Origin of the sequence: Pseudomonas sp. AL03 (genome assembly GCF_029960815.1) — a bacterium.
In the GTDB taxonomy this organism is placed as follows: Bacteria; Pseudomonadota; Gammaproteobacteria; order Pseudomonadales; family Pseudomonadaceae; genus Aquipseudomonas.
The window spans coordinates 59,161-76,721 of record NZ_JASBRE010000012.1 but is presented as its reverse complement, the minus strand read 5'-3'; the positions used below and the strand labels follow the sequence as shown (position 1 = coordinate 76,721).

At 59.9% G+C, this 17,561-nt stretch carries 17 protein-coding genes and 1 pseudogene; 7 read left to right on the top strand and 11 right to left on the bottom strand.

From position 1 onward, the window contains the following. Nucleotides 1-6 precede the first annotated feature (6 nt). The 4 genes from QK293_RS13890 to iolC form a co-directional block, all read right to left on the bottom strand. The gene (locus QK293_RS13890; RefSeq protein WP_282377828.1) at nucleotides 7-828 is read right to left on the bottom strand and encodes a TIM barrel protein; all 822 of its coding nucleotides are present in this window, start codon (nucleotides 826-828) and stop codon (nucleotides 7-9) included. A gap of 30 nt (nucleotides 829-858) precedes the next feature. Continuing rightward, nucleotides 859-1,668: a 5-deoxy-glucuronate isomerase gene (iolB, locus tag QK293_RS13885; protein WP_282377827.1), complete on the bottom strand. Its 810-nt coding sequence runs from the start codon at nucleotides 1,666-1,668 to the stop codon at nucleotides 859-861. Continuing rightward, nucleotides 1,668-2,558 (bottom strand): myo-inosose-2 dehydratase, encoded by an 891-nt coding sequence (iolE, locus tag QK293_RS13880; RefSeq protein WP_282377826.1) that lies wholly within the window; start codon nucleotides 2,556-2,558, stop codon nucleotides 1,668-1,670. The genes iolB and iolE overlap by 1 nt, the downstream gene beginning before the upstream one ends. Nucleotides 2,559-2,709: 151 nt before the next feature. Beyond that, a complete protein-coding gene (gene iolC, locus QK293_RS13875) occupies nucleotides 2,710-4,647 on the bottom strand; it encodes a 5-dehydro-2-deoxygluconokinase (protein ID WP_282377825.1) in 1,938 nt (645 codons plus the stop codon). A 311-nt stretch (nucleotides 4,648-4,958) separates the two neighbouring features. Between iolC and QK293_RS13870 the strand changes: the two genes are divergently transcribed. Further along, nucleotides 4,959-5,879: a MurR/RpiR family transcriptional regulator gene (locus tag QK293_RS13870; protein ID WP_282377824.1), complete on the top strand. Its 921-nt coding sequence runs from the start codon at nucleotides 4,959-4,961 to the stop codon at nucleotides 5,877-5,879. Between the two features lie 75 nt (nucleotides 5,880-5,954). After that, a complete protein-coding gene (locus tag QK293_RS13865) occupies nucleotides 5,955-6,566 on the top strand; it encodes a glutathione S-transferase (RefSeq protein WP_282377823.1) in 612 nt (203 codons plus the stop codon). A gap of 202 nt (nucleotides 6,567-6,768) precedes the next feature. Here QK293_RS13865 and QK293_RS13860 read toward each other — a convergent pair whose 3' ends face one another. Continuing rightward, nucleotides 6,769-7,707, bottom strand: coding sequence for a hypothetical protein (locus QK293_RS13860; RefSeq protein WP_282377822.1), 939 nt, complete (start codon nucleotides 7,705-7,707; stop codon nucleotides 6,769-6,771). A 279-nt stretch (nucleotides 7,708-7,986) separates the two neighbouring features. Here QK293_RS13860 and QK293_RS13855 point away from each other — a divergent pair, with 279 nt between their 5' ends. The 3 genes from QK293_RS13855 to QK293_RS13845 all read left to right on the top strand — a co-directional run bounded on the left by QK293_RS13855 (nucleotide 7,987) and on the right by QK293_RS13845 (nucleotide 10,537). After that, nucleotides 7,987-8,670 carry a response regulator transcription factor gene (locus QK293_RS13855; RefSeq protein WP_282377821.1) on the top strand — a complete coding sequence of 228 codons (684 nt, stop codon included), beginning with the start codon at nucleotides 7,987-7,989 and terminating at the stop codon, nucleotides 8,668-8,670. Next, entirely contained in the window at nucleotides 8,648-10,042 is a 1,395-nt protein-coding gene (locus QK293_RS13850) for a HAMP domain-containing sensor histidine kinase (RefSeq protein WP_282377820.1), read from the top strand. Before QK293_RS13855 ends, QK293_RS13850 begins: the two co-directional genes overlap by 23 nt. 177 nt (nucleotides 10,043-10,219) lie before the next feature. Further along, nucleotides 10,220-10,537 carry a DUF2388 domain-containing protein gene (locus tag QK293_RS13845; protein ID WP_282377819.1) on the top strand — a complete coding sequence of 106 codons (318 nt, stop codon included), beginning with the start codon at nucleotides 10,220-10,222 and terminating at the stop codon, nucleotides 10,535-10,537. Nucleotides 10,538-10,585: 48 nt separating this feature from the next. Here QK293_RS13845 and QK293_RS13840 read toward each other — a convergent pair whose 3' ends face one another. Together QK293_RS13840 and QK293_RS13835 are read right to left on the bottom strand one after the other, a co-directional pair. After that, on the bottom strand, nucleotides 10,586-11,518 hold the full coding sequence (locus QK293_RS13840; protein WP_282377817.1) for a pyridoxal-phosphate dependent enzyme: 933 nt from the start codon (nucleotides 11,516-11,518) through the stop codon (nucleotides 10,586-10,588). Between the two features lie 68 nt (nucleotides 11,519-11,586). Further along, nucleotides 11,587-12,174, bottom strand: a complete 588-nt coding sequence (locus QK293_RS13835; protein ID WP_282377816.1) for an SDR family NAD(P)-dependent oxidoreductase — start codon at nucleotides 12,172-12,174, stop codon at nucleotides 11,587-11,589. Between the two features lie 121 nt (nucleotides 12,175-12,295). Here QK293_RS13835 and QK293_RS13830 point away from each other — a divergent pair, with 121 nt between their 5' ends. Together QK293_RS13830 and QK293_RS13825 are read left to right on the top strand one after the other, a co-directional pair. Next, nucleotides 12,296-13,234, top strand: a complete 939-nt coding sequence (locus QK293_RS13830; RefSeq protein WP_282377815.1) for a GlxA family transcriptional regulator — start codon at nucleotides 12,296-12,298, stop codon at nucleotides 13,232-13,234. 65 nt (nucleotides 13,235-13,299) lie between these two features. Beyond that, nucleotides 13,300-13,368 (top strand): annotated as a pseudogene (locus QK293_RS13825) (isoprenylcysteine carboxylmethyltransferase family protein); the annotation flags it as partial. 9 nt (nucleotides 13,369-13,377) lie between these two features. Here QK293_RS13825 and QK293_RS13820 read toward each other — a convergent pair. From QK293_RS13820 to QK293_RS13805, 4 genes are all read right to left on the bottom strand, one after another. Then, nucleotides 13,378-14,046 (bottom strand): HAD-IA family hydrolase, encoded by a 669-nt coding sequence (locus QK293_RS13820; RefSeq protein WP_282377814.1) that lies wholly within the window; start codon nucleotides 14,044-14,046, stop codon nucleotides 13,378-13,380. A gap of 77 nt (nucleotides 14,047-14,123) precedes the next feature. After that, nucleotides 14,124-14,531: a response regulator gene (locus QK293_RS13815; RefSeq protein ID WP_282377813.1), complete on the bottom strand. Its 408-nt coding sequence runs from the start codon at nucleotides 14,529-14,531 to the stop codon at nucleotides 14,124-14,126. Between the two features lie 115 nt (nucleotides 14,532-14,646). Beyond that, complete coding sequence (locus QK293_RS13810) at nucleotides 14,647-16,254, bottom strand: GMC family oxidoreductase N-terminal domain-containing protein (RefSeq protein ID WP_282377812.1); 1,608 nt, start codon at nucleotides 16,252-16,254, stop codon at nucleotides 14,647-14,649. 89 nt (nucleotides 16,255-16,343) lie between these two features. Next, complete coding sequence (locus QK293_RS13805; protein WP_282377811.1) at nucleotides 16,344-17,561, bottom strand: mandelate racemase/muconate lactonizing enzyme family protein; 1,218 nt, start codon at nucleotides 17,559-17,561, stop codon at nucleotides 16,344-16,346.

Below are 17,561 nucleotides of genomic sequence, written 5' to 3'. Positions count from 1 at the left end.
CACCTTTCAGGCCAAAGAGTTCTTCAGGTGATCCATGCTCGCGCCGATCGCCTGCTGGATATCCGCCAGGCCGTGGACACTGTCGGCAAACGGTTCGAACGACAGATAGCCGCTGTAACCGCTGCTGAGCAAGGTGTCGATTTGCGCCGCGTTGCCGAGGATGTCGCCCTCGCCCACCAGCACCCGATGGCCGTCGCGTAGGGTCGCCAACGGTGCCTCGGCATCCTCGACACCGGAGATGTGCACCAACCCGGTCAGCTCGGGGAAGAACTCATGCTCGCAGGCCAGGTGATGGTGAAAGGTGTCGTGAACCAGACGGAACACATCCAGCCCGCCGATGGCCTTGATCGCCTCCACCGCCGTGCGTTTACGGCGCAGCGAACACTCTTCAAAACCCAGCAGCTCGATGAAACCGAGAATGCCGTGTTCGCGCAGGATCGGCGCCAGTTCACTCAACGCCGTGCGCAGACCTGAAGCACGTTCGGCCTCGCTACGCGGGTCGGCACGGTCGTTGAGCGGACACATGACCAACCCTTGAGCGCCGCAATCACGGGCATAAGCGGCGAGTTTCAAGGCGTGTGCGCGGCGCTCGTCATTCCACACATCAAACGGATACAGCGCGTTAATCGACAGCACGGTAATGCCGTTGGCCGCACACAACTCACGGACGCGCTCGGGCGCGGTGCCGTCTTCGATCTCGACGCCTTTAAGGTCGTTACGAATTTCGATCGCGTCGGCCTTGAGGGTCACCGCCAGCTCGATGAACGCGGGCAGGGACAACCGTGGGGCGACCATACGGTTCAGGGCGAAACGCAGGGGTGTGCTCATTATTGTTGTTCTCCGTGCAGACGTTGTAATTCAGAGATCCATCAGCCAGCTGTGCTGCGGATCGTTGTGGAACTGCCAGACACGTTTCGGGCCGGCCATCACGTTCAAGTAATACGACTCGTAACCGTACGGCACGCTGACCGGGTGGTAGCCCTTGGGCACAACCACGAGGTCGCTGTTTTCCACGGCCATGGCCTGATCGATGCTGCGATCGTCGGTGTACACCCGCTGGAACACGAAGCCCTGGGGCGGGTTGATCTGGTGGTAATAGGTCTCTTCAAGAAAGCTCTGGTGCGGCAAATCGTCGGTGTCGTGTTTGTGCGGCGGGTAGCTCGACGAGTGACCCGATGGCGTGCGCACTTCCACCACCAGCAGCGAATGGGCCGGTTCGGTGTCCGGCAGAATGTCGCAGACGTAACGGGTGTTGGCGCCCTTGCCGCGCACGCTGCGTTTCATGGTGTCGGGTTTGATCAGCCGTGGGCCGAGGCCGTTGCTCGTCGAACCAGGTGCGGCGCACACAGCGATCTGCACGTCGCTGAGCGCCACCACTTGAGCCTGACTGCCAGGCGGCAGGTAGGCAGCGAAGGGTGATTTGTCTTCGAACACCGACTGGCGATCACCGATGTTGTCCCAGTCGAACGCGCCCTGCCCCGGCGCTTCGCCCTTGAGGCTGACCCGACCGCAGAGCAGCACCAGGCACAGTTCTTTATCACCGGCCGACACCGGCAGGGTTTCGCCCAGGCTCAAGCGGTAAGCGGCGAAGCCGACGTACTCAAGCTCACCTTTACCCAGCTCGACCATGGTCCGGCCATGGGCATTGCTTTTGACCAGCAGGTTCATCACTTAGTCCTCTCATCGAGCAGCGTGCGCAGGGTGTCGTAGCCTTTTTTGGCATAGACGTAACTCGGCGCCACCGCCGGGTCCTGCTCGGCTTCGACCACCAGCCAGCCGAGGTAATCGGCCGCCAGCAGCTCGTCGAGCAAGGCGCCGAAGTCGATATCGCCGTCGCCGGGCACGGTGAACGTGCCGTTGATGATGCAGTCCGGGAAGCTCCACAGGTTGTTGCGTGCGAGTTGCACCACCGGTTTGCGCACGTCCTTGAAATGCACGTGGCAGACGCGTTCTATGTGTTTGCGCAGCACCTGCAACGGTTCGCCGCCACCCATATAGCAATGGCCCGAATCGAACAACAGGCCGACTTCACTGCCGGTCAACGCCATCAACGTGTCGATGTCCGCCGGGGATTCGACGTAGGCACCCATATGGTGGTGATACGCCAGGCGCACGCCTTGGGACAAGGTGAAGCGTGCCAGCTCAGTGAGCTTGTCGGCATATTCCTGCCAAGCGTGTTCGGTGTGGAAACGCGGGCGTTCAACCAGCGGAATGCGCTGGCCTTGAATGGAGTCGGCGACTTCGCCGTACACCAGCACCTTGGCGCCGTTCTTCGCCAACAGCTCGACATGGTGGCTGATGGCGTCAATTTCTTCGGCCACCGAGCGGCGGGCCAGACGGCTGGAATACCAGCCGGACACCAGCGCCAGGTCATAAGGCCGTAGCACATCACCGACGCCCTTCGCGTCCTTGGGGAATTTGCCATTGAGTTCGAAACCTTCGTAGCCGATGTCCTTGCCTTCGCTCAGGGCGGTGCTCAGCGGCGTCTCCCCACCGAGGGACGGCAGGTCGTCGTTGCTCCAGGAGATCGGGTTGATGCCAATTCGAATAGCGGGCATGGCTGCACCTTTTATTGTTTTCTAAATTTCCGTTGAGTCTAAGGCCGCCTTCGCGGGCAAGCCTCGCTCCTACGGGAAGCTGCGGTGATCTGTAGGAGCGAGCGGTGCGGCGATCCGACTTGCCCGCGAAGAACGATAACGCGGTGTCGCGTCAGGCCCGCGCCGTGCGCCAGGCATCGATCAGTTCGACGAACGTGCCCTGCACCTGACGGATCAGCGCTTCGTCATCGATTTCACCGGCCAGCCACGCTCGGCTCGGCTCCTGGAAAATCGTCCGGCCCACGGCGAAACCACGGCAGGTCTGGCTCTGGCTGGCCTGTTGAAACCCTTCGGCCAGTGCCGCTGCCGGTGCATTCAGCCCCAGCAACACCACGCCACGGCAGTACGGGTCACGCGCCTGAATCAGTTCGTCGAGTTGTTTCCACTCCTCGGCGCTCTGCGCTTCGATCTTCCACCACGCTGGGTAAATGCCCAGGTTGTAGAGGCGTTTCAGGGCGCGATACAGCACGTCCGGATGCGGCGACGGGTGATCCTTGGGCGGGATGATTTCCAGCAGCAGCTCGTGACCGCTGACCTGGGAGGCCTGATACAAACCCTTGATCTGCGCTTCCTGTTCAAGTCGCAGCAGCGGCTCGTCGTCGGGGTGGAATTGCACCAGGCACTTGATGATTTGTTCCTGCGGCCAGGCGATCAAGTTGCTGCCGATGGAGCGCCCATGTTCGAACGCCAATGGCCGCGAACCCTGCACTTCCACCGGCCGCGCCACCCACCAGCCGCGACCGGTGGCGGCGTTCAACGCGTCCTGACCGAAGCGTTGATCGGCCAGCAGCCCGACATCGGCCTCGATGCCCTGCTCGCGCAAATCGGCTTCGACCCGTTCCACAGCCTTGATAAAAAGCTGCTTGAGTTCGCCGATAGCGTTCAGGTCGCGACCGCCCTTTTGGGCCAGTTCCACCAGTTGCCCGCGATGGTCGAAGGCAAAAATGAACAGCTGTTTCCACTGTTTGCGCGGCACGCTGACCTGATGCAGACGTTGCAGCGTGGCGTCCTGATCCGGCCGGGTAATCGGCACCGGGCTGTTGAACAGATAGTCGAGTTCGGCGCGGGTCGGCATGGCCGGGGCGCAGGCGTGACGCGACACCACCAGACCACCGCAGGCATTGGCCAACTGGCAGCAGCGCTCGTCGCTGGCGTCTTCCAGCCAACCCGCGAGGAAGCCCGACATAAAGGCATCGCCGGCACCCAATACGTTGAGCACTTCTACCCGAACTCCAGGATAAATTGCGCCGTCTTCGAGACGCACCGGGATCACTCCGTGAATCACCGTGCAGCCTTGCGGGCCGAGCTTGACCACCAGGGTCGCCGCGCTCAGGCGCCGCACATTACGCAGCGCAGTGAGCAAATCCTCGGAACCGCCGGCAATCAGAAACTCTTCCTCGGTGCCGACGATCAGGTCGAAACGCGGGAGAATTTTCTGCACATGCTGGCTGACGTTCTGGTCGGCGACAAAGCGGGTTTCACCGTCCGCCTTGCCGGCCAGGCCCCAGAGCACCGGGCGATAGTCGATATCCAGTACGCGTTTGACGTTGTGCTTCTCGGCGTAATCCAGCGCCTGGATGCTCGCCTTGTAGACGCCGTCGGTGGAGAAATGGGTGCCGGTGGTCAGCAAGGCTTTGCTGGAAGCCATGAAGGCTTCGCTGATGTCTTCGGCCCGCAGCGCCATGTCGGCGCAGTTTTCGCGGTAGAAGACCAAAGGAAAGGTTTCGCGATCCTTGAGGCCCAACAGGACCATGGCGGTCAGGCGTTCCGGATCGACCTTGATGCCGCTGACCTCGCAACCTTCGCGGGCCAGGGATTCAACGAGGAAGCGGCCCATGTGGTCGTCCCCTACCCGGCTCAGCATCGCCGATTTCAGACCCAGTCGAGCCGTGCCGAAAGCGATGTTGGCGGACGATCCACCGAGGTATTTGGCGAAACTTGAAACATCTTCCAACCGCGCTCCGACTTGCTGCGCATAGAGGTCGACGCCAAGGCGCCCCAGGCAAATCAGATCCAATTGACGCCCACTGGCAAAACGAGTCTGGCCCATGTTGGCTCCTGTTATTTTTATCAGCCTGCGTTCGGGGCGATGGCTGCGCCGAACACGCTGGGTGGATGCAGACTAAAACGTTCGGGACCGAACAATCAATAATTATTCCAAATACTTTTTACATGGAATATTTTTTCCAATAAGCTTTAGTGCAAGCGTTCCCGAGGCAGTGCATCGTTTCAGCACACCGCGTACTGACTGCACGCTCAAGATTTTATTCCGGCCTACCCTGTAGACTGCGCACAGCCAACCTATTGTCACGGGATGACGCGCTCTGTCGTCCCTATAAGAACAAGCCAGAAGGATTCCTTATGACCCGCACCGATCAGCCGGCGACGAGCGAGAGCACGCCCGACAGCGATCTCGCCAGCCCCCCGATCAATGCCGAGCGTCTGCTGCAGCTGATCACCCACGAATACGAAAGCCTGCCGCGCCAGCTCAAGCGCATCGCCAGTTACATGAGCCAGCAGAGCGACCGGATCATGGTTGACCGCATCAGCGACATCGCCCGTGAGTGCGAAGTGCACCCCTCGGCGATCGTGCGGTTTTCCCAGCGCTTCGGGTTCAGCGGCTTCAGCGAAATGCAGGCGTTGTTCCGCGAGGCCTATACCCACAAGACCACGCCGGTTCAGAACTACCAACAGCGCATTCGCAGCATGATCGCCAACAAGTCGCAGAAGGCCAGCGGCGGCGACCTGGCGCGCGAGTGCATCAATGCGACCCTCTCGGGCATCGAACGACTGGGACTGGAACTGGATGACCAGGCCTTCGCCAAAGCTGTCGACCTGGTGGTGAATGCCGACAATATCTACGTGGTCGGGGTGCGGCGCTCGTTCGCAGTGGCCGACTACCTGGTCTACAACCTGCAGCACACCAACAAGCGCATTCATTTGGTCTCCGGCCTCGGCGGCAGCTACCGCGAGCAGATGCGCAGCGTGCGCGCCAATGACCTGGTGATCGCCATCAGCTTCACGCCCTACGGCAAGGAAACCCAGCATTGCCTGCGCATCGCCCAGCATAATCAGGCAAAAACCCTGATCATCACCGACAGCAACCTCTCGCCCCTGGCCAAGCGCGCCGACACCGTGCTGCTGGTCAATGAAGGCAGTTCGTTTGCCTTCCGTTCGTTGAGTGCGACGCTGTGCCTGTGCCAGGCGCTGTTTATCGCCGTGGCCTATCGGCTGGAATTGAAGGTCGATGAGATTCACGAACAGGTGGGCTTCGAGGATTAGCGCGTCGCCGGTTGCAGCGCGCGGAACCTCAGCTAAGGTAGTCCATCCCGAATGGACATCTGAAGGAGCGGTTCAATGAAGTTAATCGGCATGCTGGATTCGCCCTACGTGCGGCGCGTCGCCATCTCTGCCAAACGCCTTGGCATCTCGCTGGAACATCAATCGGTTTCGGTGTTTCGGCACTTCGAGCAATTCCAGCAGATCAACCCGGTGGTCAAGGCCCCTACCCTGGTGCTGGATGACGGTGAAGTGTTGATGGACTCGACGCTGATCATCGATTACCTGGAAGCGCTGGCCAGTCCCGGCAAGCGTTTGATGCCGGCTGATCTCGATCAACGACTGCGCGCATTGCGCCTGATTGGCCTGGGGTTGGCGGCGTGCGAGAAGTCCGTGCAGATTTATTACGAACGCAGCCTGCGTCCGGCGCACATTCAATTTGAACCGTGGGTGGAACGGGTGGAAGGGCAATTGTCGGCGGCGTATTCGGCGCTGGAGCGGGAGCTGGAAAAGCAGCCGCTTAAGACTGACGGTTCGATTGCTCAGGACGGAATTACCTTGGCGGTGGCCTGGAGTTTTACCAATCTGGTGGTGCCGGATCAGGTGGAGGCTGCGCAGTTTCCGCTGATCAGCGCGTTTACCGCGTATGCCGAGGGGCTTGAGGTGTTTGTGAGTACGCCGATCGAGTAGATCGATTTGTTGTGCCTGATCTGGCCCCATCGCGAGCAAGTCGAATCGTCGCACCGTCGCACCCACAGTTGACCGCGCTCCCCTGTGGAAGCGAACTCGCTCGCGATATGGCGTATCAGGTAAATAGAGCGATCAGGATGATGATCGGGATGGGTATGCCAAGAAAGAACAGCAGTAGTGAGCGCATGAGCGTTCTCCTGGGTTAACGAACAGGTACGGAAGTGGTGGATACATAAGCGTCGGTTTCGAGGTACTCGACCGCATCCCGACGACGACCACCGAAAGTTGCAGCAAGGCTGGCGAAAAACGCGCCAATGAGCAGTGCAATGAACATCCACAGCGAGGTCATTGCAGCCACCTTCGCAGCCTTATCAGCAGCTTGTTGGGCAGCCAGTTTGGCGTCGGCTACGGCCTTCTGGGTGCGGGCATACACTTCATCGACGCGACGTTCAGCGTCCGCTTGAGTGAGGTTGGTCCGTTGGGCGACCAGTTGCGCCAGGTAGGTGCGATCTTCGGCAGCCAGCTGACCATCGCTGCTCAGGCTGCGCACGAAGATGCGCGTCACGGTGCCATAAACGGCGTCATCACTGACCGCAGTCGGACGATCATCGCGGAACAGGCTGTCGATAAAGTAACCATATTGGTCACTGTCGGTTTTGCCGACCGCGGTGCCAGCAGCCTGAGTCGCCGCATTCGCCGCACCACCGACGACACTTGCCCCAGCCTGCACACCACCGCTGACAATACTGCTGACCGAGCCAACGACCAATGTCGCGGTCACCAACGTCGCCACGCACCAGGCCAGAAAACCATGGGCCGTGTCACGGAAATAAACCTCATCACCATGCATGTTCGCCCACTTCACCCGCAGTCGACCGGCGATATAACCGCCAAGCCCGGACGCCGCGATTTGGGTCGCGGCCAGCCAGACGATCGTTGAAATCCCCAGGCCCTTGGCGCTCACGCCTTCATGGGCCCAAGGCGATACCGCCGAAAAACCCAAGCCAAAGCCGAGCAACAGAAGGATCAGCGACAACGCCGCCGCCGCCGCGGCCCCTGCGAATATCGCCCCCCAGGACACGCCAGAAAGCGTGCTCGCTTCTTCGAAGGCAGGAGAGAAACCATCAGAGGATCTATTCATTGTTATATCGCTCCAGGCAGGAAAGATGGTGTTACAACTCTTCAATGGAAGAAATGCAGTCACCGTGCCAGTTGCCAACTTTCAATAAATCGCAGTATTTCAATAAGTTATAAAATTTTTTACTTCCCATGACCATGCAATTTGCAAGGAACTGCCAATTGCAGCGGGTTTTATGCATTGACCAAATAGGTGCCTGCATGAAGTTTTATTTAGAAAGCCTGCGCTCATTTCTTGGCAAAATGCCGCGCAACGTTGTGAACTCTTAATCAGGCCCGCCCTATGACCCGCATCTTGACCATCGAAGACGACGCCGTGACTGCCCGGGAAATCGTCACCGAATTGAGCAGCCACGGTCTCGACGTGGATTGGGTCGACAACGGCCGCGAGGGTCTCGCGCGGGCGGTCAGCGGCCACTACGATTTGATCACCCTTGATCGCATGCTGCCCGAGCTCGATGGTCTGGCGATTGTCACCACGTTGCGGACCATGGGCGTGGCCACGCCGATCCTGATGATCAGCGCCCTCTCCGACGTCGATGAGCGTGTGCGCGGCTTGCGCGCTGGTGGTGACGATTACCTGACCAAACCGTTCGCCACTGATGAAATGGCCGCCCGGGTCGAAGTCCTGCTGCGCCGACAGAACACCGTGACCGCCCAGGCCACCACGTTGCGGGTGGCGGATCTGGAGCTGAACCTGATCAGCCATGAAGCCAGTCGCGACGGTCAGCTGCTGACGCTGTTGCCCACCGAGTACAAATTGCTGGAATTCCTGATGCGTAACACCGGGCAGATTCTGTCGCGGATGATGATTTTCGAAGAGGTCTGGGGTTACCACTTCGACCCCGGCACCAACCTGATCGACGTGCACATCGGCCGGCTGCGCAAGAAAATCGACCCGCCAGGCAATGTCCAACTGATTCGAACCGTGCGAGGCTCGGGTTATGTCATTGCTGAACCCCTCTAACGGCTGGCGCTCTTCCAGCAGCCGTTTGCTGGCGCTCTACAGTTCGCTGTTCGTGCTCTGGAGCGGGATCCTCATGGGGGTCATGTACTACGAGGTTTCCGATTACCTGGACAACCTGGCCAAACACTCGCTGATGCAACGTCAGCACTTGTTTTCACGCTTTTCGGGCGAACAACTGGTAGAAGCCCTCGCCGTCAGCATGACCTTCGACATTCGCGGCATCGACGCCTATGGCCTGTTCGATGACCAGCATCGCTACCTCAGCGGCGCTCTGCAGCACATTCCCGAAGGGCTGCCACTGGACGGCAAGATTCACATGCTCAGCGACTGCGCCGATTCCGACGACCCGACCCTGCCCGCCGACAGCTGCGACGCGGTGGCGACCCAGACAAAGGACGGACGCTGGCTGGTGCTGGTGCGGGACAACGGTTCGTTGTTCGCCGTCACCCGGATCATCCTTCATGCGTTGCTCTGGGGCGTGACGTTGACGATCCTTCCGGGCATCGCCGGTTGGCACTTGTTGCGCCGCCGGCCACTGCGGCGAATACGCGCAATTCAGGCCAGCGCCGAGGCCATCGTTGCCGGCGACCTGACCCGGCGACTGCCACTGTCCAATCGCCGCGATGAGCTGGACATGCTCGCCGCTATCGTCAACGCCATGCTCGAACGTATCGAGCGCTTGATGAACGAGGTCAAGGGCGTCTGCGACAACATCGCCCATGACTTACGCACGCCGCTGACCCGCCTGCGGGCGCAGCTGTACCGGATTCAGCAGCAGGCTGACGACGGTTCGACGCTGGCCGTGCAACTGGATTCAGTGCTCGGCGAGGCGGATACCTTGATGGCGCGTTTTCGCGGGTTGCTGCGGGTTTCCGAACTGGAAGATCGCCAGCGCCGTTCGGGTTTTGTACAGCTGGATCCGGTGCCGTTGCTGCAAGAGTTGCACGACTTTTACCTACCCTTGGCGGAGGAAGGTGAGCTGGTTTTCCAGCTGCAATTGCCGGAGTCGTTGCCTGCACTGAACGGTGATCGAGCGTTGTTGTTTGAGGCGGTGGCAAACCTGCTGAGCAACTCGATCAAATTCACACCGCCGGGTGGTGAGGTGATTTTGCGGGGGATCAATGACGGTGGGCATACGCGGATCGAAGTGCTCGACTCGGGGCCTGGGATTCCGGTGGCTGAGCGAGAGGCGGTGTTTCGACGCTTTTATCGTGCAGAGGGTGGTGATCAGAAAAGCGGGTTTGGGTTGGGGTTGTCGATCGTTGCGGCGATTGTGAGCTTGCATGGGTTTGCGCTTGAGGCGGGCAGCAGTGAACTCGGCGGTGCGCGATTGGTGCTCGATTGCCAGCAGAGCCTGATTCCACAGACCTAAAGCCTCACACAATCCCCGAACGCAGCCTCGCAGGCTCGGCAACTGCAGAAGGGCTGAGCTTTTTCAGAGGCAGTCTTTGGACTGATCACGCATCGACAGGGAACTCCTGACGACTGCCACGCATCCTAATAGATGAGGTACTTCCTTTTTTGCTTCACGTTTTTAGAGGACACCGTCATGCGCCGTCTGATAATTACTTCTTCCCTTCTGCTGTGTTTACCCTTCGGCTCCGCTATGGCCAAAGTGGATACAGGCGATGTCGCCACGTCAGCCGGGGTTTCCGCATCGTTGTACTCGACGTTCAAGGACGACAAACTCATGATTCCTGCCCGAGATGACGCCTCCAGCTTCGTTGCCAGTGGCGGTGCGATTCGTGGGGTTTATCTGGAGTCGGTCTTAAAACAGATTCGTCAGGACAATCCCGGTCTCAACGCCAGCGACGAAGACCTGGCCAGAGCGATTCTCGTCCAGGATGGCATTGCTGCGGGTCAATGAAGGCTGAAAAAATAGGGGTGGGGCTCGCAACGGATAGCGTTTGCAGCCCTACCTTGCTTCAGCGCCTGTGAATAAACGCGCCCACCCCGCCACCAATTGCGCGCTGATGCTCACGCCGCCGCACACCACAATCACTGCATCATGGGCATCGGCAATTGCCGGATGGTCCAGGTATCCAATCGCCAACGAAACACCACATGCAGGCTCGACCAACTGACGCAAGTCGTTGGCGTAACGGACCACGCCCATGATCGCCTCGTCATCGCTGAGCACCACGCACTCGTGGGGGAAGTCGAGGATGTGCTGCACCGGCCAGGCGGCTACCTGAGCAGCACCAAGCGAAGTGGCAACGGTGTCGATCCGCGGCAGTCTGACCGGATGCCCGGCAGCAACCGCGGTCGCAAAAGAGGCCGCCCCCCGGGTTTCGCAAGCAATGATCCGGCAATCCATGCGGTCATGGCGAATCAGCCCGGTGAGGATGCCCGCCAGCAAACCACCGCCCCCTACCGACGTCACCACGGCATCGACCTGAGGGCAGTCTTCGAGGATTTCATCGACTATCGTGCTGTGCCCTTCCCACAACACCGGGTGATCGAAGGCCGGCACGTATTCGGTGTCCGCGTGCTGTGAGAGTTCCTTCGCCCGTTGATTCGCGTCGTCCCAGAGCTTGCCGTGGACAATCACCTCGGCACCGGTTTTCCTGATCCGTGCGCGGGTGGTTTCCGGTGTGGTGTGCGGCACCACAATGCAGGCTTTCAACCCCAGGCTGGCGGCAGCCACTGCGGTAGCAAACCCGGCATTGCCGCCGGAAGGACAGACGACTTTGCGTTTGCCCTGCGCCTTTGCCTGACTGCACAAAAGGCCCATGCCGCGCAATTTGAACGAGCCGCTGGGTTGCAGGTTTTCCAGTTTGAGCCAGATCCGCCGGGCCGGCGTCGACAGGCCCGGGTGCAGAATCAACGGTGTTCTGATGTGAAGCATGGTGGAATTCCTTAAGGGTGAACGGCCCTAATCCAAGCTTAGTTCACCCTGCCCCGGCGGTGACCGTCTCAGCGATAACGCGGTGCCGCCGTGGAATTACCGAACAAGCCTGAAAGCGCCTGGCGCTGGACTTCGTAGGCGTCCCACTGATCGCCATCGTGCAGGCCCGGAAGGGTCACCACTTCGCCACTCGCCAAGCCCACGAGTGCGGCATCGACCATGTCCTCGGCAGACATTACGATCTCTTGCGGCAGGTTTTCCACCGGGTTGCCGGCCTCACTCCAGAAGTCAGTGGCGGTGGCGCCTGGCAAAACGGCCTGGATGCGAATGCCTTCCATGTCGTCCACGGGGCTGGCGAGCAGCGGCATGACAGCGCCGACCCCGGCATTGTTGACCAACAGGGTGATACGGGCGTCGGAGCGCAGAATCGCTTCGACCCGCAGCACGTCGGCCTTGTCTTTTAAGTCGGCGGCGACCACTTCCACGACGCGGCCGGTTTCGTTACTCAGATGGTTGGCCAAGGCGTTCAGTTTCGCCTGGCTGCGGGCGACCAGAATCAGGTCGTAACCCTGTCGGGCGAGTCGGTCGGCATACACCGCGCCGATGCCCGAAGAGGCGCCAGTGATCAGTGCGGTGCCTTTGGATGAGAGGGCCATGTCGATTTCCTTCACAGTGAGGCGATATCTTCGCCGGTGTGAACCGTTATAGATTGACTCACGCTCGTCTCAAATGACGTTTAAAGTACGTTTTTAGGACATAGGATTTGAGGACACCCCAATGACTTCCGTAGCGTTTGTAGTGTTTGAAGGGTTCCAGTCCATGGCGCTGGCGGCCATGCCAGTGTTCGAGTACGCCAACTTCAGCGCTGGCGAGACGCTCTATGAAGTGAGCGTGGTGTCCGAAGACGGCCGCACGTTGCGTGCCTCCGGCGGTTTGAGTGTCGGCACGCAGGCCTTTGGTGAGCAGGTGTTCGACACGGTGATCGTGGTTGGCGGCGATGCGATCCTCGAGCAGGCCCCCGAGGGTGTGCTGACTTACCTGCGTGCAAACGTTAAATCCGCACGACGAACGGCGTCGATCTGCTCCGGAGCGTTCGTCCTGGCCCAGGCGGGTTTGCTCGACGGACGGCGGGCCACCACCCATTGGGCTTATGCACGGGAGCTGCAAGCGCGGTTTCCATCGATCAAAGTGGAAGAAGACCGCATCTACGTCGTTGACGGTTCGATCTGGACTTCCGCCGGGATGACCGCCGGCATCGACCTGGCGCTGGCCATGGTTGAAAAGGATCACGGCGCCGCACTGGCCCGTTCCGTGGCGCAGAAACTGGTGATGTACCACCGCCGCGCGGGAGGCCAGTCGCAGCACTCGGCGCTGCTGGAACTGGAAGCGAAATCCGACCGCATTCAAACCGCCCTCGGCTATGCGCGAGAACACCTCACCGAGACGTTGTCGGTGGAGCAACTGGCGGACGTCGCGCGCCTCAGCCCTCGGCAATTCAGCCGGGCCTTCCGGGCGGAAACCGGTCAATCGCCGGCCAAGGCCATCGAAAACCTGCGTCTGGAAACGGCGCGTCAAATGCTGGAGCGCGGGCGACTGACCCTCGATCAAATCGCCGAGGAGTCGGGCTTCAGCGACTGTCGCCGCATGCGCGAAGCCTTCCTTCGAGCGTTCGGGCAGCCGCCGCAGGTGATTCGACGCAATGCCCGTTCGGCGTAGGATGAAACGTGTCGGGCCCACGTGTGGAGATAAAGATGAAAATCTCGGCCAACCTGGCGTTTTTCGCGCAGTTCGGCAGCGAATACGAGGCTTACTGCGCCCGCAGTTGGCGGTTGATTCCCGGGGTTTATTAGCCATCCACATTAGATTGTGTGTAGGCGGATATGGTCGCCGTCATCCACATGGGCGACGACTGCCTCATAGCTGGCGAGTGTGGCGTGCGGGGTCTGGAGCGGATGGTCGTGGGTCGAGGTCACCACGATCAGGTCCGCGCCCGCCGCCTCGGCCGCGAGAATACCCACGGTGGCGTCTTCGAAAATCAGGCAATCGGCCGGTTCAACACCCAACCGCTCAGCCGCCAGTCGATAGCCCGCGGGATCGGGTTTGCCGGCACTGACGTCTTCGGCAGTGACCATCACCAAAGGTTGCGCAATGCCCGCCGCGGCCATCCGGCGCAGCGCCAATGCCTTCGGCGCCGAGGTGACGATCGCCCATTGGTTGGCGGGCAGCGACTTCAGAAAGTCTGCCGCGCCAGGCACCTCAATGATCCCCTCGACATCCTCGATTTCTGCCTCAGTGATGAACGCTGCTTCAGCCTCGGCATCCACCCCGGCCAACGCCAGACGATTGATGGTGTCGATGGCGCGAACGCCATGGATGGTTGGCAGGAAGGTGTCGACATCGACGCCGTGGCGCAAGGCCCAGGCTGCCCAGATCCGCTCGGCAGCGGCGATGGAGTTGAGGACGGTGCCATCCATATCGAACAGAAAAGCGCGGTACGGGGTGTTGAAGACGGAATCGTGAGCAGACAAGGGGGGACTTGCTCTCGCAAGTGCAGGCGGGTTCGCCGAGCAATGTAGCATTGGCGAGGTAGAAGTTGCCGCAGGTTCTACAGGGTACGTTTCGACTTCAAGGCACCGTCCACACAATCCAGCAACTGCCCAAGCGCCCACGGTTTCTGGATGAATGAAACCGAATGCCTGACCCCGGCGCTTTTCGGCGTTTCGAAGCCAGACATGATCATGATCGGTTTGTCCGGCCAGCGGTCGCCAAACAGATTGGCCAGGTCTGCGCCATTGAGTTTGCCCGGCATGGTGATGTCCGTGAGCAACAAGCTCACCTTTTGTGCATGCAGTTCCAGGTATTGCGATGCGGCGTCTGCGCTGGCCTGCGGTTGAACCAAAAAGCCTTCCTCCTGAAGAACTTCGCAGAGAAACTCCAGGATCAGCGGGTCGTCCTCAACCACAAGAATCAACCCGCCAGGAAGGTGCTCGCCCGCCGTCGATACTGGACTCATGACTGTGCCACTCCCTGATTGCCTAAATGATTTCGCGGGCTCAAATCCGCTGTCTATCAGGTATGAGCAGCGGACTCGGCGGAAAATTCATTTTTGATACAGGCAAGCGATGAAATCAGGCGTCCTGCAAAATCAGGTCGGCGCCCTTCTCCGCCACCATCAGCACTGCGGCATGGGTATTGCCTGAGGTAACGTTGGGGAAAATCGACGCGTCGACGATACGCAGACCTTCCAGACCGTGCACTTTTAAGCGTTTGTCGACTACCGATTTCTGCTCGTCCGCCCCCATGGCGCATGAGCCGCACAGGTGGTAGATCGAACCACTGTTTTCGCGGAAATACTGCAGCATCTGTTCATCCGTTTCGACGACCGGCCCCGGCAATACTTCCTCAACGGTGATGCCCTTGAGCGCAGGCGCCAGCATGATTTTGCGCATCAAGCGGCTGCCCTGGATCACCTCGTCGATGTCCTTTTGCGTGCTCAGGTAATTCGGGTCGATCAGCGCCGCATCCCGCGGATTTTTCGAGGCTATCTCGATGTGCCCGCGACTGGTCGGGCGGCAGGGATTGAAGCACAACAGAAAGCCTGAATAAGGTTCGGGCTTGAGGCTGGCCTTGTTGTTTTTCGGGATCTGGTACGACAGCGGATTGAAGTACAACTGCAGGTTCGGATTAGCCTGCAGTTCGTTGCCACGGAAGAATCCGCCGGCCTGATTGACGCTCATCGCCAGTGCGCCCTTGCGGGTGAACAGGTACTTCAAACCCAGTTTGAATTGACCGAACAGCGAGCTCAGTTGATCGTTGAGCGTCGGGATGTTGGCCTTGTAGTAGTAACTGGCGCACAGGTGGTCTTGCAGGTTCTGCCCCACCGCCGGCAAGTGTTTGACCACCGGGATGTTGTGTTTGGCCAGCAACGCCTGATCCGCGACACCGGACAATTGCAGGATCTTCGGTGTGTCCACGGCACCGGCGCAAAGAATGACTTCCTTGTTGGCGGTAAAGGTGCGCACTACGCCGTGCTGGGCGATGGAAATCCCGGTCGCCCGACCGTTATCGAACAACACCCGGTCCACCAGCGCGTAATGCTCGACCGTCAGGTTTGGCCGGCTCAGTGCTGGATGCAGATGCGCAAAACTGCTGGAGCAACGCTGACCGTTGCGGGTGTTGACGTCGTAAATGCCCGAGCCTTCAAATTTCGGGCCGTTGAAGTCGTCGCTATGGGGATAACCCAGTTCATCGCAACCCTTGAGGAACACGTCACAAATCGGATGGGTCTGGCCCTTCATTGGCGTGATGCTGATCGGGCCGCTGCCGCCGTGGTACTCGCTGTCGCCCAACGGATGGTTTTCCAGTTTGCGGAAGTACGGCAGCACCTCCTTGAAGCCCCAACCGTCGTTGCCGTTGGCCGCCCAGTCGTCGAAGTCATGGGCCTGGCCACGGACGTAGATCATCGCGTTGATCGAGCCCGAACCACCCTGCACCTTGCCCCTCGGGGCATAGATTTCGCGGTTGTTAAGCTGCTTTTGCGGCTGGCTGTAGTACATCCAGTTGAAAGTCGGGTTGTAATACATTTTGGCGAAGCCGACCGGGATCTTGAACCACAAGGAACTGTCCTTGCCGCCCGCTTCCAGCAGCAGCACCGAGTGTTTGCCCGATGCCGAGAGCCGATTGGCAAGGATGCAACCTGCGGCGCCTGCGCCAGCGATGATGTAGTCGTAAGTCATGCACGGTTACCGCGTAAGTCGTTGTACAAAAAAACCGCCAGGTCATGCCCGTCAGCCAAGTGCAGTCCCTGTGGGAGCGGCAAATCCCGTCAGCCTCTGGCTGGCGATGTGTCTTTGACGTCAGCCGGGGTTGGCGCCATTTGCAGGTGCAAACGCTCACCGGTGTACGGCGAATGCCTGCGCACCACATCCATGTTCAGCTCCACCCCCAGGCCCGGCTCGGTGGACGGGATGATGTAGCCGTCCTCCCATTGCAACGGTTTGGTCAGGACTTCGGCATGGAAACCGCCCCAGGTCATGATGCTTTCCTGGATCAGGAAGTTCGGCGTACACGTGGCCAATTGGAAACTCGCCGCTGCGCCAATCGGCCCGTTGTAGAGGTGCGGGGCGATCTGCGCGTAATAGGCTTCGGCCATGCTGGCGATTTTCTTGGCTTCCAGCAGACCGCCACAGCGGGCCACGTTCATCTGCAAAATCGACGCACCGCCAGCCTGCAACAGCTTGAAGAACTCGTACTTGGTGGTCAGCCGTTCGCCGGTGGCAATCGGGATGCTGGTTTTGGCCGCGACTTGCGCCATGGCCTCTTCCTGACCCGGCGGCACCGGTTCTTCGAACCACAGCGGATCGTATTTCTCCAGGCGCTTGGCCAGGCGGATCGCCGAGGACGGCACCATTTGCCCGTGGGTGCCAAACAGCAAATCGCACTTGTCGCCCACCGCTTCGCGGATCTTGCGGCAGAAGGTTTCGCAGCGCTCCAGCACTTCCAGCGAGATCTGGTGCCCGGAGTACGCGGTGTAGGGCCCCGCCGGGTCAAACTTCACGGCGGTGAAGCCTTTGTTCATGTTCTCGATGGCGCATTCGGCGGCCAGGTCCGGGTCGTCGTAGTCGTACTCGCCTTTGCTGTTGACCGGGTACAGGTAGGTGTAGGAACGCAGGCGTTCATTGACCTTGCCGCCCAGCAGTTCATACACCGGCTTGTTCGCCGCTTTGCCAATGATGTCCCAGCACGCCATCTCCAGACCACTGACCACGCCCATCATGGTCAGGTCCGGACGCTGGGTGAAACCGCTCGAATAGGCCTGACGGAAGAAGCGTTCGATGTGGTGAGGATCGTGATTGAGCAGGTAGCGTTCAAACACGTCTTCGATGATCGGCAGCATGGCTTTGGGGCCGAAGGTTGCGGCGTAGATTTCGCCCACGCCTTCGATGCCGCAATCGGTCTTGAGCTTGACGAACAGCCAGTACATGCCGCCGATGTACGGTGGCGGTACGGCAACGATATGGGTTTCAAGGGCGACGATTTTCAT